Genomic DNA, 20,880 nt, shown 5'->3' on the forward strand with positions numbered 1-20,880 from the left:
CCGCGTCAAGGCCGAACAGTGACGCATCACTCCATTTCGCCAATCCTCGTCTCATCCCGTGACAGTGGGCTCACGCAGTGCCACATTGCGAGGATGACTCCCCAGACGCCTGCCTTCTGCTCGATCGTCCCCCCGCACCTCCTGGAGCACCTGGCGCACTCCTCGAACCCGGCCGTCGCCGCCGCCGCGCGCCGCACCCTCGTCGCGGACGCCTCGGCCCGCACGTTCCGGATCCTGCCGCTGCCCGGCACCGCCCCCACGCTCGGCCCCGCCGAGGCCGGCAAGCCGCACCGCACGATCTACGACTGCGAGCGCGGCACCGGCCTGCCCGGCGCCAAGGTCCGCGGCGAGGGCGACGCGGCGACCGGGGACGCCACCGTCAACCGGGCGTACGCCGGTCTGGGCGCCACCTTCGACCTCTTCCTGAACGCCTTCGGGCACAACTCGATCGACGGTGCCGGGCTGCCGCTGCTCGCCTCCGTCCACTACGACGAGAACTACGGCAACGCCTTCTGGAACGGCGAGCAGATGGTGTTCGGCGACGGCGACGACGAGATCTTCCTCGACTTCACCCTCCCCGTGGACGTCATCGGCCACGAGCTCGCACACGGCTTCACCCAGTACTCGGCGAACCTGGAGTACTTCAGCCAGTCCGGCGCCCTCAACGAGTCCGTCTCCGACGTCTTCGGCTCCCTCGTGAAGCAGTACGCGCTCGGCCAGTCCGCCGACGCCGCCGACTGGCTCATCGGCGAGGGCCTCTTCCACCCGAACGTGGAGGGGACGGCGCTGCGCTCCATGAAGGCCCCGGGCACCGCGTACGACGACGACGTCCTCGGCAAGGACCCGCAGCCCGGCCACATGGACGACTACGTCCGCACCGGCCGCGACAACGGCGGCGTCCACATCAACTCCGGCATCCCCAACCACGCCTTCTATCTGGCCGCGACCGAACTCGGCGGGAACGCCTGGGAGCGGGCCGGGCAGATCTGGTACGACGTGATGACCGGCGGGACGCTCACCCCCGAGGCCCGCTTCTCCGAGTTCGCGGCGGCCACGGTGGCGGCGGCGCGGTCGCGGTACGGCGACGGGGAGGAGATCCAGGCCGTCCTGAAGGCCTGGTCGGCGGTGGGCGTACCGACCGACTGACCCGGCTGGTACACAGGTCCCATGCGGATTCGAGTGCGGCGCACGGGCGGTTTCGCGGGCATCGAGCGGTCGGCGGAGGTGGAGGTCTCGGACCCCGAGTGGGAGTCCCTGGCCACCACCGTCCTCGACGAGGGCGACGGTGACGTCCGGGGCGTGCCGGACGGCTTCTCGTACGAGATCACCGTCGACGGCCGCACGGTCCGCTGTTGCGACCCGCGCCTCACGGACGCGCAGAGGACCCTCGTGACGAGGGTCCTCAAGGAGGGCGCGTAGCGGGCCCTACCGGGTGCGGCGCCAGAAGCGCCCGGACCGGCGCCCGTCGTCCCGGGCGGGCCCGACGTCGAGGGTCCAGTCGCCCTCGGCGCTCCGGACCGCCACCAGCAGTGGCCCTTCGGGGAGCGGGCGCGAGGACTTCGGTCGCCTGCTCGCCTCGTTCACCAGCAGGTGATCGCTTCCGTCCGGCTCGTAGCCGCGGGCGTAGAAGTACGCGTGGTTGTCGCGCGGGCGCAGCCGGGCGGCGAGCTCGCCGGCCGGCCCCGTGTGAAGCAGGACGTCGGCGCCCCGTCCTGTGGCGCCTTCGCCGAGTGACCGCACGGCGCTGATGGGCCGGACCACGATCTTCCAGTCCTCCTCGCTGTGGGAGCCGACGCGGAGGCGCAGCGGGTTCCGGCCCTCGTGGCGCAGCAGCATCCGGCCCTCGTAGTCCTGCAGGGTGGTGTTCGCGAGGAGCTTCTCGCCCTTGCCTGTCTTGCCGACCGCTTCGAGCAGGAAGTAGCCGTCACCCCACCGGTAGGAGTCGACCAGCAGGAACCCGGCCGGCAGGGGAACGTCGACGGTGATGTCGGTCCTGCCGGTGCCGGTGCACACGAACTCGGGAAAGTCCTCGCCGAAGAGACCGGCGGGTGAGGCCGCCGGGGAGACCGGTGACCACGGCGACGGGGGCTCGGCCTGGGCCGGGATGCCCGGGGCGGGAGCCGCGACCGGGGCAGCGCCCTGAGGCTGGGCATCGACCGGGGAAGCTGCCTGAGCCGGGGTACCGACCGGGGAAGCTGTAGGAGCCGGTGGGGTGTCGACCGGGTCCGTCGTCTTGGTGACGGTGAGAGGCTGCGGCTCCGCGGGCGCGGGCCCGACGGGGTCCCGGCCCTCGATGCCGAAGTCCTCGGCCAGTCCGACGAGCCCGGAGTCGTACCCCTGCCCCACGGCGCGGAACTTCCACGCGCCGTCGCGCCGGTAGAACTCGCCGAGGACGAACGCCGTCTCGGTCGTCGCGTCGTCGACCTCGTACAGCGCCAGCTGCTCGCCGCTTCCGGCGCTCACCGTCCGCACGTACATCCCCGGCACCTGCCCGAACATCCCGCCCTCGCTGGAGGCGGTGATCACCACCCGCTGGACGGCCGGCTCGACGCGGGCGGTGTCGATCTCCAGCCAGTCGGCGACCTGGTCGTCCTCGATGCTCACCCGGCCCAGCAGGCGGACCGCCCCCGACGCGTGGATGAGCTGGTTGTAGAAGACCAGGTCACCATCGCCCCTGACCCTGCCGGCGGCGTCCAGCAGCAGCGCCGAGGTGTCGACCTCCGGCACCTCGCCACCGGCCGCCCGCCGGACGACCGCGATCCGCCACACCTGCCCGGGGACCGGCAGGTTTCCCCCCTTGACGATCTTTGTCACCGCGCCATGCTGGCACGCGGTGACCGGGAAGTCGACGGGTCAGAAGCCGAGCTTGCGCAGCTGCTTCGGGTCGCGCTGCCAGTCCTTCGCGACCTTGACGTGGAGGTCGAGGAAGACCGGCGTGCCGAGGAGGGCCTCGATGTGCTTGCGGGACTTCATGCCGACCTCCTTGAGGCGGCTGCCCTTCGGGCCGATGATGATGCCCTTCTGGCTGGGGCGCTCGATGTACACGTTGGCGTGGATGTCGAGCAGAGGCCGGTCCGCCGGGCGGTTCTCGCGCGGGATCATCTCCTCGACGACCACCGCGATCGAGTGCGGCAGCTCGTCCCGTACGCCTTCGAGTGCGGCCTCGCGGATCAGCTCCGCGACCATGACCTGCTCCGGCTCGTCCGTGAGGTCGCCCTCCGGGTAGAGCGGCGGGGACTCGGGGAGCAGCGGGATCAGCAGGTCGGCGACGAGCTGGACCTGCTTGTTGCCGACGGCCGAGACCGGCACGATCTGCGCCCACTCGAAGCCCAGCTCCTTGCCGAGCTGGTCGACGGCGATCAGCTGCTCGGCGAGGGTCTTGGAGTCGACCAGGTCGGTCTTGGTGATGATGGCGACCTTGGGGGTCTTCTTGATCCCGGCGAGTTCCTTGGCGATGAACTTGTCGCCGGGGCCGAGCTTCTGGTCGGCGGGCAGGCAGAAACCGATCACGTCGACCTCGGCCCACGTGGTGCGCACGACGTCGTTGAGCCGCTCACCGAGGAGGGTGCGCGGCTTGTGGAGGCCGGGGGTGTCCACCAGGATCAGCTGCGCCTCGGGGCGGTGCACGATGCCACGGACGGTGTGCCGGGTGGTCTGCGGCCGGTTCGAGGTGATGGCCACCTTCTGGCCGACCAGAGCGTTCGTAAGGGTGGACTTGCCCGCGTTGGGGCGGCCGACGAAGCAGGCGAAGCCGGCCCGGTGGACGGCTTCGGTTTCTTGGTTGCGAGCGCTCATGGGGGCCATTGTCCCCGATGAGCGCCCGCCTCACGTACTCACGTGCGCACTCGGCTCCGTACGGACCGTCCGGCGCCTGCGTATCCGCAGGCCGAAAAGGCCCGCGGCACCCCCCACGACCAGGGTCGCGGCGGCGAGCCAGGGCAGGGCGAGGAAGGACACCGTGCCGGTCTCCCGGACGTCCTTCGCGGTGGCGGTGAGGGTGACGTCACCCCAGTCGAGCTGCGGGGAGCCGGTCCAGCGCTCGGTGAGCCGGATCTTCTGCCGGGGCAGCAGCTCGGAGGGCACCTTGGCCAGGTCGCGGTCGAGGAGGGTGCGGCCGAAGAGGCCCTCCGCGCGGAGGACGACCTTGGGGTTGAGGGTCACGTTGCCCCGGTTGTGCAGCGTGTACGAGACGACCGCGCTGCTCGAACCGGCGCCGGGGACCAGCGGCCGGTCCTGGTCGAGCGTGACGTCCTCGACGGCGAGGGCGGGGACGGTCGGCCCGTTGACCCGCAGGTAGAGGCGGGCGGCGACGGCGCGCTGGATGCCCATGGCGACGGAGCCCTTCCCGCCGGGGCTGATCCGCTCGTCGAGGGCGACGAGGGCCCCGGGGTGGTCGCCGGGATCGGCGTCGGCGGGGACGGCCAGCGTGTACCGGACGGTGACGGCGGAGCGGGCCGGGACGGTGATCCGGGTCCGCTCGGGCTTGATCCAGGCACCGGCGCCGGTCTGCTTCTCGCGCTGGGTGCGGACGGCGAAGCCGCCGTCCCGGTCGGTGTTGTAGGCGTCGGCGCCGTAGAGCCGGAAGGTCAGTGGGGCGGCCGTCTTGTTGGCGACGGTGACCCGGTCGGTGACCGTGGAGCCGGGGTCGGCGGTGAGGAAGAAGTAGGGGCGGCTGCCCAGCTGGGCGGCGGCCGGATAGACGGCCCACTCGCCGTTCTCGGCGGCCTGGGCGTGCGGGGCGAGGCCCAGGAGCAGGAGCAGGGCGCTCAGGAGGAGTACGTACAGCGTGCGCACGAGTCGGAACCCCCGGGGTGCGGAGCGGGCCGGCCGGGTGCGCGCCCGGCCCGCACGGTGGTCAGGACAGGGTGAGCGTCAGCACGCCCGCGTACGAGCCCGGCGCCGTGAAGGCCGGGACGTCGAGGGAGAGCCCCGCGTCGATCGTGAACTCGCCGCCCGTGAGGGCGCCGTTCGGCGTGGAGGCGAGGGTCGCGCCGCCGCTGCCGACCGGACCGGACGAGCCGGCCGCGCAGGCGCTGGGGCTGCCGGCCTTGGCGGTGCAGGCCGGGGTCCAGTTGAGGTTCCCGGCGCCGATGGAGCCGCCGGTGCCGGTGAAGTCGGTGACCTTGCCGGTGAGGGACCAGCCCGCGGGGCCGCCGCGGAAGTCCTTGACCGTCACCGTCTTGAGGGCGCCGGTCGCCGCGCCGCCCTGACCGAAGTCGACGGACGACAGCTCGACGGCGTCCCCGGCCTGGGTCATGGACAGCTCACCGGCGGTGACGGCCGCGGTGATCGTCTGGCTGTTCGGCGGGGCCGGTACGACGACCTTGTACGCGGCGGGTCCGGCGCCCTTGTCGGGGTCCCAGGCCGCGCCCTCGTAGGCCACGATCCCGGTGGTCGCCACGTCGTTGACCTTCAGACGGGCGGCGAAGGAGCCGTCGCTGTCGGTCGTGACGGTCATCTTGTCGGCGGTCTCCGCCGCCCCGGCGCGGCCGACGACGGTGACGTCGGTGAGCGGGGTGAACTTGGAGCCGTTGACGGTCACCCGGACGCCCGGGTCACCGGACGCGGTGTCGAGCGACAGCGCGCGGGTGTTGGGGTTGGTCACGGGGCTCGCGACGACCGTCTCGGAGACCGGGGCGGGCGGGTTGAGCACCGTACAGGGGGTGTCCAGCTCCATGAGGTAGCTGGTGTGGATGTTGTAGTCGCCGGGCGAGAGGGTGATCGACCCGGCCTGGGTGACGGTGAAGGTGCCGGTCATCGAGAAGGCCGGGAAGGATCCCTTGCCGGGGACCGGCGGGTTCTTCTTGGGGCCGTTGACGGTGACCGCGCCGCTCTGGGCGCCGCCGAGGGTGACCTTGCCGCTGGGCGTCATGATGTCGGCCGGGAGCGCGAGGTCGACCGGGTTGGACGCGGCGGGCTTGGTGATCGTGTACGTCACCGTGACCGTGTCGCCGACCTTGGGGCTGGCCTTGTCGACGGTGATCTCGGCGGTGGTGGTGCCCGTGATGGGCGGGATGCCGGCGATCGGCGGCGGGACGCAGCGGGTCTGGAATTCCACCGGCTGGGAGGTGGTCGTCGCGCCGGCCGGGGCCGCGAGCGCGCCTCCTGCGACCGCGAGGGCGGTGGCGCCGAGGACGGCGGTCCAGCGCCGTCTTCGGGCCGCCGCCCGGGATCGGGTGAGTGCCATGGGTGTGCCCCCTCCTGAGGGATGAGTGGGCGCCATTGACGGCCGCGGGCGGAGAGAAGTCAATGCAAGCGAAAGACATCGACTGATGACCCATCAGATACTGTCAAGATCCTCGCATGCGAGGCGTTTTCCCAGGTCAGCCACCCCTTCCAGGTGCCGGAACACGACGGAGACCGGTGCCGCCCAGGGCGACACCGGTCCGGTTGGTGCGGGGCTCAGCTGAAGACGAACGGGCCCGGCGACTGCGAGGTCAACGCGTCACAGTTCACCGTGACCCCGAAGATCACCATCTTCAGGGCGACACCCGCGAAGTACGAGTTGAGGCTGTCACCGGAGGCCACGGTCCCGCTGAGGGGGCCGATGGTCACGGGACCCACGGGGAGCGCCGGGTTCTTCTTGCCGCTGAAGACCCGTGTACCGCCACCGGCCTTGGCCAGCGTCAGCGTGGCGTTGATCTGGTCGGCGCCGACCGGGATCGGTGTCGTCACGGACGAGGTGAGGGTGATGGTCGCGGCCGTGCCGTTCTGCGTCGCGACGAGGGTGGCGCTGCCGCCGCCCCACGAACCGCAGTCGTACGTCGCCGTGGCCGACCCCGGCGAGACGGCGGCGGCCGTCGGCGCGAAGGCGAGCGAGGCGGCGGCGAGTCCTCCGGCGATGACCGCGACGGTCCCTAAGGTGCTTCTGCTTCTCATGGCGAGTTCGAACCCCTTCCGATGGCGAACGCAGGGGTGCGGACACTGCGCGAATGGTGGAGATCTGACGGTCCGTCGGGCGAACCGCTGTTCATTGAGACGCAGACCGCATGGGAAGGCAAGAGAAGATGCGGTGATCCTTCACAAACACACAAACACCGCGACGCGCTAGGGCCCGGCGCGCGTACGCCACGCCGGGCCCTCGATGTCCCGTTCTCGCCGCTCGCCCGTGCGGCGGCCGAGTCGCTCAGCCCGCCGTGACCGCCACGCGCAGCTGCCCGTCCGGGCCGGCCAGCAGGACCGGGGTCTCCGGGCCGCCGAGGTCCCGTACCGCCGCGCGGTCCTCGTCCGAGGCGGACTCGGCGCTCGACACGACGGCCGCCGCCTCCAGGGACTGGGCGCCACTGGCCACGGCCATCGCGACCGCGGTCCGCAGCGCGCTCAGCTTGAGCGACTCCAGCTCCACGGTCCCCGCCACGTACGTACGACCGGTCTCGTCCCGTACGGCGGCCCCCTCGGGCACACCGTTACGGGCGCGGGCGCTGCGCGCCAGAGTGATGATCTTGAGGTCCTCGGCGCCGAGGTCGCCGTGCTCGCTGCTGAGTGTCATGCCCCTGAGCATAGGTCCGCCCCGGGACTCGGCCCGCGACCGGCCCCGGGCCGGGGCCACCACGGTCCGGGGGCTCAGCCCGCGACCGGGTACATCGCCCCGCGGCGGCCCTCCGGCGACACCAGCCACTCCAGCTTCTCCGCCGTGCCGGCCTCCGGCAGCGGGGTGTGGAGCACGATCACCAGGTCCGGGCGGGCCGGGACCCTGAGCTGGGTCGCCTCGACGTACAGCGTGCCGACCAGCGGGTGCTCCAGCTCCTTGCGGTTCTGGCCGCCGGGGATCACGTCCCGCCGCTCCCACAGCTCCGCGAACTCCGGGCTCAGCTCCTTGACCTCCTCGATGACCTGCCGGAAACCCTCGTCGTCGGGGCTCTCCGAGCACGCCGAACGGAACTGGGCGACGACCCGGGGCGCGATCTCCTCCCAGTGGCTCATGCGGGTGCGGTACAGCGGGTCGGTGAAGAAGGTGACCAGGCAGTTGCTCGCGATGTCGGGGCCCATCCCGAGCACGATCGCCGCCGCGTCGTTGTACAGGACGGTGTTCCAGTACGCGTCCATGATGTGCGCGGGAAACGGCATCCACGCGTCGATGAGCCGCCGCAGCCCGTCGCACATGTCCCGGTCCTCCGGAGCCGTCTCCGGCGCCGGCGGGTTCAGCGCCGCCAGGACGTACAGATGACGCCGCTCCGCGGGGCTCAGCCGCAGCACCCGCGCCACCGAGTCGAGCACCTGCGGCGAGACCGTGATGTCCCGGCCCTGCTCCAGCCACTGGTACCAGGAGACGCCGACGCCCGCGAGGACCGCGACCTCCTCCCGGCGCAGCCCCGGCGTCCGGCGGCGCGCGCCACCGTCCGGAAGGCCCGCCTCCGCGGGGCTCACCCGGGCCCGACGGCTCATCAGGAACTCGCGCAGCTCGCCCAGTCGGTGCTGCTTCATCGTGGTGCTCTCGAGAGCGGTGGCCACGTGTGCTTCCTCCCCCTGGATGCGTGGTGGTGCCTGGTGGTACGACCAACAGGATAAGTACCCGCTCCCCACCCTTGTTCCCGGACGCCGAAGGTGGGGACATGGCAACCCTGACCTCTCCGCCCACGGACGAACTCGCCCCCGCCGCTCCCCCGACGCTCACCGGCCGCACCCGGCTCATCCTCTTCGTGCTGTGCGCCGCCCAGTTCATGGTCGCGCTCGACTTCTCCGTGCTGAACGTGGCGCTGCCCGTCCTCGGCGCCGACCTCGGCCTCGGCCAGTCCGCCCTCCAGTGGGCCGTCACCGCCTTCGCCCTGCCTTCCGGCGGCTTCCTGCTCCTCTTCGGCCGCGTCGGCGACCTCTACGGACGCAAGAAGCTGTTCCTCGCCGGACTCGCCCTCTTCGGCCTGGCCTCGCTGCTCGCCACCTTCGCCTGGAACCCGGCCGCCTTCCTCACCGGGCGCGCCCTCCAGGGCATCGGCGCCGCCGCGATCGTGCCCACCGGCATGTCCCTGCTGACGACGACGTTCCCCGAGGGGCCGCTGCGCGACAAGGCGCTCGGCATCTCCGGCACCCTGCTCTCGCTCGGCTTCACCGTCGGCATGCTCCTCGGCGGTGTCATGACGGACACCCTGGGCTGGCGCTCCACCATGGGCCTGCTCACCCTGTTCGCCGTGATCGTGCTGCCGCTGGCCCCCGGCCTGCTCCCCGAGTCCCGCACCCCCGAGCGGCCCCGGCTCGACGTGCCCGGCGCGGTGACCGTCACCGGTGGTCTGCTCGCCCTGATCTACTCCCTGTCGACGGCGGCCGAGCGCGGCTTCGGCGGCACGGACGTGCTGGTCACCCTGGTCGCGGGCATCGTGCTGCTCGCGGTGTTCGTGCGGGTCGAGTCCCGGCACCCGGCCCCGCTGGTCTCGCTGCCGATGCTGCGTCGCCGCACGGTCGCCTTCGGCAACCTGGGCGGTCTGATCACCTTCTCGATGATGTCGACCGTCGTCTTCGTCCTCACCCTGTACCTGCAGGAGACGCTGGACCTGTCGGCCTTCGCGACCGGACTGGTCTTCGGTGTACAGGGCGTGATGTCGGTCGTGGCCGGCCTGCTCGCACCGAAGGTGATCGGCCGGATCGGCGCCCGCGCCACCCTGGTCGGCTCGCTGGCCGGACAGGGCGTGCTGACGGCCGCGCTGCTCGGTCTGGGCGAGGAGTCGGGCGTGGTCCTGGCGACCGTCGCGGTCTCGCTGGCCTCGATGTGCCACCTCGGCGCGATCATCTCGTACGGGCTGACCGTCACCTCCGGTGTCCCGGACGAGGAGCAGGGCCTGGCGACCGGCCTGGTCACCACCACCCAGCAGGTCGGCCTCACCATCGGCATCCCGCTGCTCGGCGTGCTCGCCACCACGGGCGGTGATCTGTTCGGGGGCGTCCGCACGGTCCTGGTCCTGGACGCGGCGATCGTCCTCGGCACGGCGGTCCTGGTCGCCCTCGGCCTCCGGCGCCGGTCCTGAACCAGGCCGCGGGGAGAGCGGTGGAGAGCTACGGCCTGTCGAGGCGGAGCCGTACGGCCTTCGGCAGACCCGCGACCACCAGGTCGTACGAGTCCTCGACGAGCTCCCGGACCATCCGGTCCGGGAGCTCTCCCACGGTCACCGTGTTCCAGTGCCGCTTGTTCATGTGATAGCCGGGGGCGACCGCCGGATGCTCCTCGCGGAGCCGTACCGCCTCGTCCGGATCACACTTGAGGTTGACCCGCAGCGGCTCGGATTCGAGCCACGAGAGCGCGAACAGCTTCCCGGCGACCTTGAAGACGGAGACGTCCGGGCCGAACGGGAACTCCTCCGTCGCGTCGTTGAAGTCCAGGCAGAAGGCGCGCAGCTCGTCGGGGGTCATTCCGTGCTCTCCTCCGGTTCCAGCGGTTCCACGAGAACAGTGACGATCTTGTTCCGCCGGCCGGCCGGGGACTCGGCCGTCAGCCGCAGTGAACGCCCGTCCGGCAGCTGCACGACCGCCTTCGCGCCCGCGATCGGAACCCTGCCGAGCGCCTTCGCGAGCAGACCGCCGACGGTCTCCACGTCCTCGTCGTCGTACTCGTCGGGCCCCAGACCGTACAGCTCGCCGAGGTCGCCGATGTCGAGGCGCGCGGTGACCCGGTGGCTGCCCTCGCCGAGGTCCTGGACCGGCGGAAGCTCCCGGTCGTACTCGTCGGTGATCTCGCCGACGATCTCCTCCAGGATGTCCTCGATGGTGACGATGCCGGCCGTGCCGCCGTACTCGTCGATGACGACGGCGACGTGGTTGCGCTCCTGCTGCATCTCGCGCAGCAGGTCACCGGCGTTCTTGGTGTCGGGCACGAAGGCGGCGGCCCGCATCGCGGTCGACACGAGGTCCGACTCGGACTCGCGGTTGATGTGCGTCTTGCGGACGAGGTCCTTCAGATACACGATGCCGACGATGTCGTCCTCGTTCTCCCCGGTGACGGGGATCCGGGAGAAGCCGGAGCGCAGGGCGAGGGTGAGGGCCTGACGGATCGTCTTGTACCGCTCGATGCAGACGAGGTCGGTGCGGGGCACCATGACCTCCCGTACGAGCGTGTCGCCCAGCTCGAAGACGGAGTGCACCATCCGGCGCTCGTCGTCCTCGATCAGCGACTCCTGCTCGGCGAGGTCCACCATGGCCCGCAGCTCCGCCTCGGAGGCGAACGGGCCCTTGCGGAAGCCCTTGCCGGGCGTCAGCGCGTTGCCGATGAGGATGAGCAGCTGCGGGATCGGCCCCATGATGCGGGCCAACGGCAGCAGTACGTACGCGGCGGCCGTCGCCGTGTTCAGCGGGTGCTGGCGGCCGATCGTGCGCGGCGAGACGCCGACGGCCACGTACGAGACGAGGACCATCACGGCGATGGCGACGAGCAGCGCCTCCCAGGTCTCCGGGAAGGCTTCGAGGCAGGCGTACGTGACGAGGACGCCGGCCGCCATCTCGCAGGCGACGCGGACGAGCAGTGCCACGTTGAGATAGCGGGTGGGGTCGGAGGCGATCTGGGCGAGCTTCTCGGCCCCGCGCCGGCCGGACCGTACGGCCTCGGCGGCGCGGAAGCTGGAGACGCGCGCGAGACCGGCCTCGGCGCAGGCGGCGAGCCAGGCCACGACGACCAGGGCCACCGCGCCGAGGATCAGCGAAACGTCCATCGGGGTCAGGAGACGGTCGGCGCCGGGGACGGGCCGGTGAGGCCCTTCTCCTCGCGCCAGCCGTCGACGATCGCCGCCTGGAGGCCGAACATCTCGGCCTTCTCGTCGGGCTCCTCGTGGTCGTACCCGAGGAGGTGGAGCACGCCGTGGACGGTGAGCAGCTGGAGCTCCTCGTCCATGGAGTGCTCCGTCGGCGCGTCCTTGCCCTGCTGGGTGGCGACCTCGGGGCAGAGCACGATGTCGCCGAGGAGCCCCTGCGGGGGCTCCGCGTCGTCCTTCGCCGGCGGGCGCAGCTCGTCCATCGGGAAAGACATGACGTCCGTCGGGCCCGGCAGGTCCATCCACTGGATGTGGAGCTGCTCCATCGCCTCCGCGTCCACGACGATCACCGAGAGCTCGGAGAGCGGGTGGATGCGCATGCGCGCGAGCGCGTAGCGGGCGATGTCGAGGATCGCCTGCTCGTCGACCTCGGTACCGGACTCGTTGTTGACGTCGATCGACATGTGTTCTGCGTTCTACTTCCCGTAACGGCCGCGGCGATGATCACCGCGACTGTCGTCGCGGCCCTCGTTGCGGATTTCGTACTGCTCGTACGCGTCGACGATACGGCCGACGAGCTTGTGCCGGACGACATCCTGCGACGTGAGCATCGAGAAGTGGACGTCCTGGACCCCGTCCAGGATGTCGCGGACCTGTCGCAGACCGCTCTTCGTCCCGTTCGGCAGGTCGACCTGGGTGACGTCACCGGTGATGACGATCTTCGAGTCGAAGCCGAGGCGGGTGAGGAACATCTTCATCTGCTCGGGGTTCGTGTTCTGCGCCTCGTCCAGGATGATGAACGCGTCATTGAGCGTCCTTCCCCGCATGTACGCCAGTGGCGCGACCTCGATCGTCCCGCTCGCCATGAGCTTCGGGATCGAGTCGGGGTCGAGCATGTCGTGCAGGGCGTCGTAGAGCGGGCGCAGGTAGGGGTCGATCTTCTCGTAGAGGGTGCCGGGCAGGAAGCCGAGGCGCTCGCCGGCCTCGACGGCCGGGCGGGTCAGGATGATCCGGGTGACCTGCTTGGACTGCAGGGCCTGAACCGCCTTGGCCATGGCCAGGTAGGTCTTTCCGGTGCCCGCGGGACCGATGCCGAAGACGATCGTGTGCTTGTCGATCGCGTCGACGTACCGCTTCTGGTTGAGCGTCTTGGGACGGATCGTGCGGCCGCGGTTGGAGAGGATGTTCTGCGTGAGCACCTCGGCGGGAGTCTCCTCGCCGCCCTCCGAACCGTTCTCGCTCGCTCTGAGCATGGCGATCGAGCGTTCCACCGCGTCCTCCGTCATCGGCTGACCGGTGCGGAGCACCAGCATCATCTCGTCGAACAGGCGCTGGATCAGTACGACGTCCGTCGCATCGCCGACCGCGCTGACCTGGTTGCCCCGGACATGGATGTCGACCTGGGGAAACGACCGCTCGATCACGCGGAGCAGGGCGTCACCGGAGCCGAGCAGACTGACCATCGGGTGCTTGGCGGGGACGCTGAACTGGGCGCGGGCCTGGCCGGGCGTCCCGTCCTGGGGCGATCCGTTCTGGGCTGTTGGTGTCTGAGTCATGGGCCGGCACTGAGGCCTGCGCATACCTCCCACTGAAGGGCTGTCGCCGCTCGACAGCCTCTCGGCTCCCAAGCCTACGACCTGGCGGTGACAGGCCGAAGGGATTTACGAGGCGGCCGCACGGAAGCCGATCGTGGGCACCGCCCGGCGCGGCGGCCACGCGCGCGCGGGGGCCGGCAGGAGCCGCTCCAGGAAGGCGTAGCGGGCGCGCAGCGCCTCGGGGTCCTGGCAGGCGTGGCCCTGGACGTGCTGCCACCAGGCGGCGATCTCGCCCCAGGTGGGGGCGGACAGGGAGCCGCCGAACTCCTGGACGGAGAGGGCGGCGGTGAGCCCGGCGAAGGCGAGCCGGTCGGCGAGCGGCCAGTCGGCGAGGGTGCCGGTGACGAAACCGGCGACGAAGACGTCCCCGGCGCCGGTCGGGTCGAGGGCGGAGACCTGGATGGCGGGGACCTCGGCGGTCTCGCCGGTGGCGCCGTCGACGGCGTAGGCGCCCTCGGAACCGAGGGTGACGACGGCATAGCGGACCTTGTCGGCGAGGGCGCGGGCGGCGGCCCGGGGGCAGTCGGTGCGGGTGTAGCGCATCGCCTCGGCGGCGTTGGGCAGGAAGGCCTCGCAGTGCGCGAGGTCGGTGAGGCCCGCCAGGTCCCAGCGGCCGGTGTCGTCCCAGCCGACGTCGGCGAAGACCTTGGCGCCGCCTCCGGCGGCCTGGGCGACCCAGTCCTCGCTGCGGCCGGGGACGAGGGAGGCGACGGCCGCGCGCGCGTGCGGCGGGTAGGCGGGCAGCGCGCCGTCGAGCGGCGGGGCCTCGTGGCCGTGGGAGACCATCGTGCGCTCGCCCTCGTAGGCCATGGAGACCGTGACCGGGGAGTGCCAGCCGGGAACGGTGCGGGAGAGCGACAGATCGATCCCCTCGCCCTGTTCGAGGGCGTCCCAGCAGTACTCGCCGTAGTGGTCGTCGCCGAAGGCGGCGGCGAGGGAGGTGCGGAGCCCCAGCCGGGCGAGGGCGGTGGCCATGTTGGCGACGCCGCCGGGGCTGGAGCCCATGCCGCGGGCCCAGGACTCGGTGCCCCGGACGGGGGCGCTGTCGAGGCCGGTGAAGATGATGTCGAGGAAGACCGTGCCGGTCAGGAAGACGTCGCAGGCGGGGTCGGTGGGCTCGCGCAGGCACACCAACGGGTCGACCCCGGCGTCCTGTTGCGACTGGTCTCCCCTTGCTGTGGTCACGGCGGACTCCCCGGTCGTGGTGCGGGTGGATCGGCACCGAGGTGCCGATCTGGACAGTGTGCCCGATGGGGCTCGGGAGACGGCGGTGACGCAACACGCACGTCGCGCGATACCCAGTCCACCCGACCCCAAACTGATTGTGACCCATATCACAGGCTGAATCGGGGGATACCGCCTTCTCCGCTCACTCGGATGCTTGATACACATGGTGCCGCGACCCGTGGATCACCGGGCGCCCATCTCATTTCCCTGTTCAGTCCCTGGAACGCCCATGTCGTCGCGCCCGCGCGTCCCGGGGGGCCTCGTCGCCCTCGTCGCCCTCTTCACGGCCGGTTACCTCGCCCCGTACCTGCTGCCGACCGTCGTCGGTCGACTGTCCGCCGGGCTCGGTCTCACCCCCGCGCAGGCGGGCCTCGTCGGCTCCGTCCTGCTGCTCGGCTCCTCCTCCGCGGGCTTCACGCTCGCCGCCCGCGGGGAGCGGATCGGCCCGCGCCGGGCGGCCCGCGCGGGACTGCTCGCCATGACGGTCGGATACGGCTCCGCCGCCGCGACCGGCATCGTGCCCCTGGTCGTCGCGGGCGCGGTCCTCGGCGGCGTCGGCTCGGGCACGGCGACGGCGGTGGCCGCGGCGGGGATCGCCGGCCGGCGCGACCCGCACCGGGCCTCCACCCTCGGCCTGCTCTCGGTCTCTGCCACCGCGGGCGCCCTCTACCTGACCCTCCCGCACCTGGCCGGCGGCCACGCCCCGCCGCTGCTCGCGATCGCCTGCGCGGCGGCCCTCGTGTGGCCGCTGACGGCCCGGCTGCCGGGCACGAACCGCGAGCCCCGTGAACCCGCACCGACCGGCCCGCTCCCCCACCGCCGCGCAGGAGCCGTGCTCGCGGCCGGAATCCTCCTCTGGTCCCTCTCGCAGAACGCGCTGTGGGGCGTGAGCGGCCGCATCGGCCTGACGCAGGCCGGACTCTCCGAGGTCACCGTCGGCGCGGTCTTCGCGGCGGCGCTCGGCGCGGGACTCGCCGGGGTCACGGCGGCGGGCGCGCTCGGCTCCCGCCTGGGCCGGGCGGTACCGATCGGCGGGGGCACCGTCCTCATCGCGGGCTGCGTCCTGCTCAGCTCGGCCGCCGACGACCTGACGCGGTTCGCCACCGGCGAGATCCTGTGGAACGCCCTCTACCCGGTGGTCCTCTCCTACCTCCTGGGCCTGGCCGCCTCCCTCGACCCCCGCGGCCGCTGGGCGGTCCTGGTCGGCGCGGCATCCTCCCTGGGCGTGGCCTGCGGCCCCCTGACGGGCAGCCTGCTGTCGGAGGGCGCCGGCTACCCGGGAATGGGCCTGACCCTGTGCACCCTGCTTCTGCTGGTCGCGATCCCCATGACGGCGGTGGCCCGCCATGTCTCCGGCCGCCCCCTGGTCCCGGGATCGGTGCGACGCAGGGGCGGGGCGGCGGGAGCGGTCCTGGCGGGCACGGCGGCGGCGACCCCGCCGACGGTTCCGCAGATGGGTGCGGCGGAGCAGGAGATCGCCCCGATCCGGGTCCCGGTCCCGGCGGGCCGCCGGCGCCTGGCGAGGTCGGCGTTCCGGCTGGCGAGGCCGAGCGACCGGGGGTGACCGGGGGGCTGAGATTCAGCCCGCCCGCTACTCCCCGCCGAACTCGTACGCCTCGACCTCGGCCAGGTAACGCTCCCTGCGCGCCTCGTCGTCCTCCAGAAACGACGCCTCGAACGAGTTGCGGGCCAGCTCCCGAAGCTGCTCCGGCGTCAGTCCCAACGCATCCCGCACCCCGTCGAAGTTGTCCCCCACATACCCGCCGAAGTACGCCGGATCATCGGAGTTCACGGTGACGACCAGCCCCGCCGCCATCATCGCCGGCAGCGGATGATCACCCAGCACGTCGATCGCCCGCAGCCGCACGTTGGACAGCGGACACAGCGTGAGCGGCACCCGCTCCCGCACGAGCCGCTCGACCAGCTCCGGGTCCTCCATGCACCGCAGCCCGTGGTCGATCCGCTCCACACCGAGAACGTCCAGGGCCTCGCGGATGTACGCGGCCGGCCCCTCCTCCCCCGCGTGCGCGACCCGCCGCAGCCCGAGCGCCGCGGCAGCCTCGTACACCGCACGGAACTTGGCCGGCGGGTGCCCGACCTCCGCCGAGTCGAGGCCGACTCCGGTGATCCGGTCCAGATGGGGCTTCGCGGCGTCCAGGGTGGCAAGTGCCGACTCCGCCGACTCGTCGCGCAGGAAGCACATGATGAGCCGGGTGGAGATCCCGTACCGCTCCTCGGAGCGTTCGAGGGAGGCGCCGAGGCCCTCGATCACGGTGCCGATCGGGACGCCGCGGGCGGTGTGCGCCTGCGGGTCGAAGAAGATCTCGGCGTGCCGGACGCCCTGGGCGGCGGCCCGTTCCAGATAGGCGTCGGTGAGTTCGGTGAAGTCCTCGGCGGTGCGCAGGACCGCCATCAGGCCGTAGTAGAGGTCCAGGAAGGACTGGAGGTCGCTGAACCGGTACGCCTCGCGCAGCGCGGCGGTGTCCGCGTACGGCAGGGTGACGCCGTTGCGTGCGGCGAGCGCGAAGGCCAGCTCGGGTTCGAGGGTGCCTTCGATGTGGAGGTGCAGTTCGGCCTTGGGAAGGGGCATGGTGTTTCCCGGTCTATCTCTTCGGTACGGGGACCCTCATGAGGTCCTGGGCAATGCTCAGTTCGCCGTCGAACCCGGCCGCCCGCGCCTGGCGCTCGAACTCGGCGGGGTCGGAGTAGCGCTGCGAGAAGTGGGTCAGGACGAGATGCCGTACGCCCGCGTCCCGGGCGACGGCGGCGGCCTGTCCGGCCGTCAGATGGCCGTGGTCGGTGGCGAGGCGGACGTCCTCGTCGAGGAAGGTCGATTCGATGACGAGCATGTCGGCACCTTCGGCGAGCGCGTGCACGCCGTCGCAGAGCCGGGTGTCCATGACGAACGCGAACCGCTGCCCGCGCCGGACCTCGCTGACGTCCTCCACCGTCACCCCGTTCAGCACGCCCTCGCGCTGGATCCGGCCGACGTCGGGCCCCTTGATGCCGTGGGCGGCGAGCCGCTCCGGCAGGATGCGGCGCCCGTCGGGTTCGGTCAGCCGGTAGCCGTACGACTCGACGGGGTGCGAGAGCCTGCACGCGTCGAGGGTGTACGCGTCGGTGACGGCGAGCGGCCCGTCGGCGGCCACCGGCGCCTCGGCCAGCTTCACCGTCTCGCGGTAGGCGGTGGCGTACCGCAGCCGCTCGAAGAAGTGCTGTCCGCTCGCCGGGTAGTGCGCGGTGACCGGGTGCGGGACCTGGTCGAGGTTGATCCGCTGGATCACCCCGGCCAGGCCGAGCGAGTGGTCGCCGTGGAAGTGCGTCACGCAGATCCGGTCGATGTCGTGGGCGGCGACCCCGGCCCGCAGCATCTGCCGCTGGGTGCCCTCACCGGGATCGAAGAGGATGCCCTGTCCGTCCCAGCGCAGCAGATAGCCGTTGTGGTTGCGGTGCCGGGTCGGGACCTGGCTGGCGGTCCCGAGCACGACGAGTTCTCGTACGGACATGTGCGATCCGGTCCGATGCGGGTCTAGCCGGGGGGCCAGTTGAGGCCGCGGCCGCCCAGCACGTGCGCGTGGGCGTGGAAAACGGTCTGGCCCGCGCCCGCGCCGGTGTTGAGGACGATCCTGAAGCCGCTGCCGTCGACCTTCTCCTGGGCGGCGACCTCACCGGCCTCGCGCAGAATGTCGGCGGCGACGGTCGGCGCGGCGGTGGCCAGGGAGGCGGCGTCCGGGTAGTGGAGGCGCGGGATCACCAGGACGTGGGTGGGCGCCTGCGGGTTGATGTCGCGGAAGGCGAGCGTCGTCTCCGTCTCGCGCACGATCGTCGCGGGTACTTCCCCCGCCACGATCTTGCAGAACAGGCAGTCGCTCTGCGGCTCTCCGGCCATGGCCCTGGGCCTCCTCGCCTCGTCGGTCGCTACACGCGCATGCTATCCGCCGCACCAGGCGTCGCCGCGTCCCCGGTCAGTCCTTGGGGGCGCGCCGGTTGAGGGCCGAGCGGCTCACCCAGTACGTGATGATCACGCCCCAGAACAGGGGTGTGCCGAATCCGCTCACCACGCCCGAGTCGAAGGACCACAGGGCGAGCGAGGCGAGCGAGTAGAGGCCGAGGAGTCCGACGGCCCCGGCCATGAACAGCACGGGCCGGCAGTTGCGCGCCACGAGGAGCAGCGGCCGGCGCAGGCGGGGCGGCACCCGGCGGGCCATCCACACCGCCCATCCGGTCCAGGCGCCGAGGATCACGGCCCCGCCGACCAGAAGCGGGACGGCCGCGTCGGCCCAGGTCGCCCTCCCGGGGATCGCGACGATGGCGGCGGCGGAGGCCAGGAAGCCGACGAGCGCCACCCAACGCGCGCCCGCCACGGTGTTCCAGGCCATGGCCTCCAGGTTGTAGCGGGCCTTGCGGTCCTGGAGGTCGAGCGCGGCGGAGGCGACGAAGCCCTCGGCGGCCTGGGTCCAGGCCCCGCGCCGGAACCAGCGGCGCCGCAGCCGCAGCAGCGACAGGTTGTTGTGGGCCTCGCTGCTCTGCGGGTTGAGCCGCAGTGTCGTCTCGTACGCCCGCTGCGCGGTGGCGTGGTCGCCCCGGCGCTGGGCGGTGAGCCCCACCAGGAAGTGGGCGGCATCCTCCTCGGGGGCGAGGCTGACGGCGGCCCGCGCCGCCTCGTACGCCTCGACGGTACGCGCGGGCGTACGCGCGTGCTCCGCGAACTGGGCGAGGGCGGTGCCGAGGGCGTAGTGGGTGCCCCAGTACTGCGGGGCGAGCTGCACGGCGTACCGGGCGGAGGTCTCCGCGTCCTGGAACCGCTGCAGGCCGAGCAGGATCTGGACGCGCATCAGCCATGCCATGAGCAGCTCGGGTTCGGCGCGCAGCGCGCCGTCGACGGCCTCCAGGGCGGCCTGGTGGTCCTCGGCGCGGTGGTGGCAACGGGCGAGCAGGACCAGCGCCTCGGCGTCCTCCGGCTCGCTCGCCAGGTGCTGGGCGACGAGCTGCCCGGCCTGTGCGTACCGCCCGGTGTCGTACAGGGCCTCGGCGCGCAGCAGCGTGGTCGGGGTGGTCACAGCTTGCGCTTCTTCTTGAGGTGGGCGAGGAGGTCGTCGTACAGGCCGCCCTCGTTGGCGAACATGGCGACGTTCCGGGCGGCGGCGAACCACGGCTCGGTGGACGGCTTGATCTGCTTGGCCGCGCCGAGCAGGTCCTTGGTGGTGATGAGGCGTACGGAGCCGCTGCGGGCGGAGTCGAGGAGCGCGGCCTCGGCGGCCGTCTCGCAGACATGCGCGAGGTCGGCGCCGGAGAAGTCCTCGGTGGCCTTGACCAGCTTGCCGAGGTCGACGGCCTCGATGGGACGCTCGCGCAGGTGGTAGCGGAGGATCGACTCGCGCGCGGTGGCGTCCGGCGGCAGCACGAGGAGGGTGCGGTCGAGGCGGCCGGGGCGGCGCAGCGCGATGTCCACGTCCCAGGGCACGTTGGTGGCGGCGAGCACGAAGACGCCTTCGTTGCCGGCGCCGCTCGCGATGCCGTCGAGCTCGGTGAGGAGCTGGTTGACGACATTGCGCAGACCGCTGTGGTGGGTGCGGGATCGCTTGGCGCCGAGGGCGTCCAGCTCGTCGAGGAAGACGACGCAGGGAGCCTGGCGGCGGGCGGTCTCGAAGATGTCGTGGATGTTCTTCTCGGACGCGCCGATCCACATGTCGAGGACGTCGGAGAGCGAGACGGTGAGGAAGTTCGCGCCGAGTTCGCCGGCGACGGCCCTCGCGATGAAGGTCTTGCCGCAGCCGGGCGGGCCGTAGAGGAGCAGGCCGCCGCGCAGCGACTTGCCGTACAGCTTGCGCAGTTCGGGGTTGCGCATGGGAGCGAGGAAGGCGGCTTCGAGCCGGTCCTTGACCTCGTCCATGCCGCCGACGTCGGCGAGGCGTACGGAGCCGGGCGCGTCGACGTCCCAGGCGGCGGTGTCCCCGGTGGCGCCTCCGCCGACGGCCGCCTGCGGATCCTCCAGGAAACGAGGTCCGACGAGGTCCTGGACCTGCTGCTCGGCGGCGTCCCAGTCGAAGCCGGGGGCCTGGCCGACGGGCGCCTCGGGCTTCTCGGGCGCGCTCGCGGCGGGAGCGGGAGCGCTGGCAGGGGCCTGCGGCATCCCCATGGCGCGCACCATCAGGGCGCGGGCCCCGGCGTCCCCCGGCGAATGCTGGAGGGCCACGGCCGCCTCCGCGACGGCCTCGTCGTTCCGTCCCTCGGAGAGGAGGAGTTCGCCGAAGTGAAGACGGAGGGGTACGTCGTCGGGCGCGGCGGCGACCGCTGCGCGCAGACTGCGGATCAGGGGGGACTCGTCGGCCATGCGGTCAGCCTAAGGAGCGCGCGGGGGCGGCTGTCCACCGGGTTCGGTCCGGTGC

The 20,880-nt window shown here is 72.0% G+C and carries 21 protein-coding genes; 4 read left to right on the top strand and 17 right to left on the bottom strand.

The window, feature by feature from the left end; all coding sequences use genetic code 11:
• Positions 1 to 93: 93 nt before the first annotated feature.
• Both OG514_RS06300 and OG514_RS06305 read left to right on the top strand, forming a co-directional pair.
• Positions 94 to 1,146 carry a M4 family metallopeptidase gene (locus OG514_RS06300; RefSeq protein ID WP_266891721.1) on the top strand — a complete coding sequence of 351 codons (1,053 nt, stop codon included), beginning with the start codon at positions 94 to 96 and terminating at the stop codon, positions 1,144 to 1,146.
• A gap of 21 nt (positions 1,147 to 1,167) precedes the next feature.
• Positions 1,168 to 1,419 carry a protealysin inhibitor emfourin gene (locus OG514_RS06305; RefSeq protein WP_266891723.1) on the top strand — a complete coding sequence of 84 codons (252 nt, stop codon included), beginning with the start codon at positions 1,168 to 1,170 and terminating at the stop codon, positions 1,417 to 1,419.
• Positions 1,420 to 1,425: 6 nt separating this feature from the next.
• On the opposite strand, the gene OG514_RS06310 is transcribed toward OG514_RS06305, so the two are convergent.
• The 7 genes from OG514_RS06310 to OG514_RS06340 all read right to left on the bottom strand — a co-directional run bounded on the left by OG514_RS06310 (position 1,426) and on the right by OG514_RS06340 (position 8,424).
• Positions 1,426 to 2,814 (bottom strand): TerD family protein, encoded by a 1,389-nt coding sequence (locus OG514_RS06310; RefSeq protein WP_266891725.1) that lies wholly within the window; start codon positions 2,812 to 2,814, stop codon positions 1,426 to 1,428.
• A gap of 39 nt (positions 2,815 to 2,853) precedes the next feature.
• Positions 2,854 to 3,795, bottom strand: a complete 942-nt coding sequence (era, locus tag OG514_RS06315) for a GTPase Era (RefSeq protein WP_030317458.1) — start codon at positions 3,793 to 3,795, stop codon at positions 2,854 to 2,856.
• Between the two features lie 30 nt (positions 3,796 to 3,825).
• Positions 3,826 to 4,794 (bottom strand): DUF916 domain-containing protein, encoded by a 969-nt coding sequence (locus OG514_RS06320; RefSeq protein WP_266891730.1) that lies wholly within the window; start codon positions 4,792 to 4,794, stop codon positions 3,826 to 3,828.
• Positions 4,795 to 4,855: 61 nt separating this feature from the next.
• On the bottom strand, positions 4,856 to 6,187 hold the full coding sequence (locus tag OG514_RS06325) for a beta-xylosidase (protein ID WP_266891732.1): 1,332 nt from the start codon (positions 6,185 to 6,187) through the stop codon (positions 4,856 to 4,858).
• A gap of 215 nt (positions 6,188 to 6,402) precedes the next feature.
• A complete protein-coding gene (locus tag OG514_RS06330) occupies positions 6,403 to 6,879 on the bottom strand; it encodes a hypothetical protein (RefSeq protein WP_266891734.1) in 477 nt (158 codons plus the stop codon).
• 247 nt (positions 6,880 to 7,126) lie between these two features.
• Entirely contained in the window at positions 7,127 to 7,489 is a 363-nt protein-coding gene (locus OG514_RS06335; protein ID WP_030317464.1) for a cytidine deaminase, read from the bottom strand.
• A 74-nt stretch (positions 7,490 to 7,563) separates the two neighbouring features.
• A complete protein-coding gene (locus tag OG514_RS06340) occupies positions 7,564 to 8,424 on the bottom strand; it encodes a helix-turn-helix transcriptional regulator (protein WP_266900764.1) in 861 nt (286 codons plus the stop codon).
• A 128-nt stretch (positions 8,425 to 8,552) separates the two neighbouring features.
• On the opposite strand from OG514_RS06340, the gene OG514_RS06345 reads away from it, so the two are divergent.
• A complete protein-coding gene (locus OG514_RS06345) occupies positions 8,553 to 9,956 on the top strand; it encodes an MFS transporter (RefSeq protein ID WP_266891737.1) in 1,404 nt (467 codons plus the stop codon).
• Positions 9,957 to 9,984: 28 nt separating this feature from the next.
• Here OG514_RS06345 and OG514_RS06350 read toward each other — a convergent pair whose 3' ends face one another.
• The 5 genes from OG514_RS06350 to OG514_RS06370 form a co-directional block, all read right to left on the bottom strand.
• On the bottom strand, positions 9,985 to 10,338 hold the full coding sequence (locus OG514_RS06350; protein ID WP_266891739.1) for an MmcQ/YjbR family DNA-binding protein: 354 nt from the start codon (positions 10,336 to 10,338) through the stop codon (positions 9,985 to 9,987).
• Entirely contained in the window at positions 10,335 to 11,630 is a 1,296-nt protein-coding gene (locus tag OG514_RS06355) for a hemolysin family protein (RefSeq protein WP_266891741.1), read from the bottom strand. Before OG514_RS06355 ends, OG514_RS06350 begins: the two co-directional genes overlap by 4 nt.
• A 5-nt stretch (positions 11,631 to 11,635) precedes the next feature.
• On the bottom strand, positions 11,636 to 12,133 hold the full coding sequence (ybeY, locus tag OG514_RS06360) for an rRNA maturation RNase YbeY (protein WP_148004175.1): 498 nt from the start codon (positions 12,131 to 12,133) through the stop codon (positions 11,636 to 11,638).
• A gap of 12 nt (positions 12,134 to 12,145) precedes the next feature.
• Positions 12,146 to 13,225 (bottom strand): PhoH family protein, encoded by a 1,080-nt coding sequence (locus OG514_RS06365; RefSeq protein ID WP_266891747.1) that lies wholly within the window; start codon positions 13,223 to 13,225, stop codon positions 12,146 to 12,148.
• Positions 13,226 to 13,330: 105 nt separating this feature from the next.
• A complete protein-coding gene (locus tag OG514_RS06370; protein ID WP_266891749.1) occupies positions 13,331 to 14,449 on the bottom strand; it encodes a carbohydrate kinase family protein in 1,119 nt (372 codons plus the stop codon).
• 271 nt (positions 14,450 to 14,720) lie between these two features.
• Here OG514_RS06370 and OG514_RS06375 point away from each other — a divergent pair, with 271 nt between their 5' ends.
• Positions 14,721 to 16,055 carry an MFS transporter gene (locus OG514_RS06375; protein WP_266891751.1) on the top strand — a complete coding sequence of 445 codons (1,335 nt, stop codon included), beginning with the start codon at positions 14,721 to 14,723 and terminating at the stop codon, positions 16,053 to 16,055.
• 27 nt (positions 16,056 to 16,082) lie between these two features.
• On the opposite strand, the gene OG514_RS06380 is transcribed toward OG514_RS06375, so the two are convergent.
• The 5 genes from OG514_RS06380 to OG514_RS06400 all read right to left on the bottom strand — a co-directional run bounded on the left by OG514_RS06380 (position 16,083) and on the right by OG514_RS06400 (position 20,825).
• On the bottom strand, positions 16,083 to 17,081 hold the full coding sequence (locus OG514_RS06380; protein WP_266891753.1) for an adenosine deaminase: 999 nt from the start codon (positions 17,079 to 17,081) through the stop codon (positions 16,083 to 16,085).
• 13 nt (positions 17,082 to 17,094) lie between these two features.
• A complete protein-coding gene (locus OG514_RS06385) occupies positions 17,095 to 17,997 on the bottom strand; it encodes a ribonuclease Z (protein WP_266891755.1) in 903 nt (300 codons plus the stop codon).
• 23 nt (positions 17,998 to 18,020) lie between these two features.
• Positions 18,021 to 18,380: a histidine triad nucleotide-binding protein gene (locus OG514_RS06390; RefSeq protein ID WP_266891757.1), complete on the bottom strand. Its 360-nt coding sequence runs from the start codon at positions 18,378 to 18,380 to the stop codon at positions 18,021 to 18,023.
• Between the two features lie 76 nt (positions 18,381 to 18,456).
• Complete coding sequence (locus OG514_RS06395) at positions 18,457 to 19,551, bottom strand: tetratricopeptide repeat protein (RefSeq protein WP_266891759.1); 1,095 nt, start codon at positions 19,549 to 19,551, stop codon at positions 18,457 to 18,459.
• Positions 19,548 to 20,825, bottom strand: a complete 1,278-nt coding sequence (locus tag OG514_RS06400; protein ID WP_266891761.1) for a 26S protease regulatory subunit — start codon at positions 20,823 to 20,825, stop codon at positions 19,548 to 19,550. Before OG514_RS06400 ends, OG514_RS06395 begins: the two co-directional genes overlap by 4 nt.
• Between the last annotated feature and the right edge of the window lie 55 nt (positions 20,826 to 20,880).

It is taken from the genome of Streptomyces sp. NBC_00572, from assembly GCF_026341815.1.
Classification (GTDB): Bacteria; Actinomycetota; Actinomycetes; order Streptomycetales; family Streptomycetaceae; genus Streptomyces.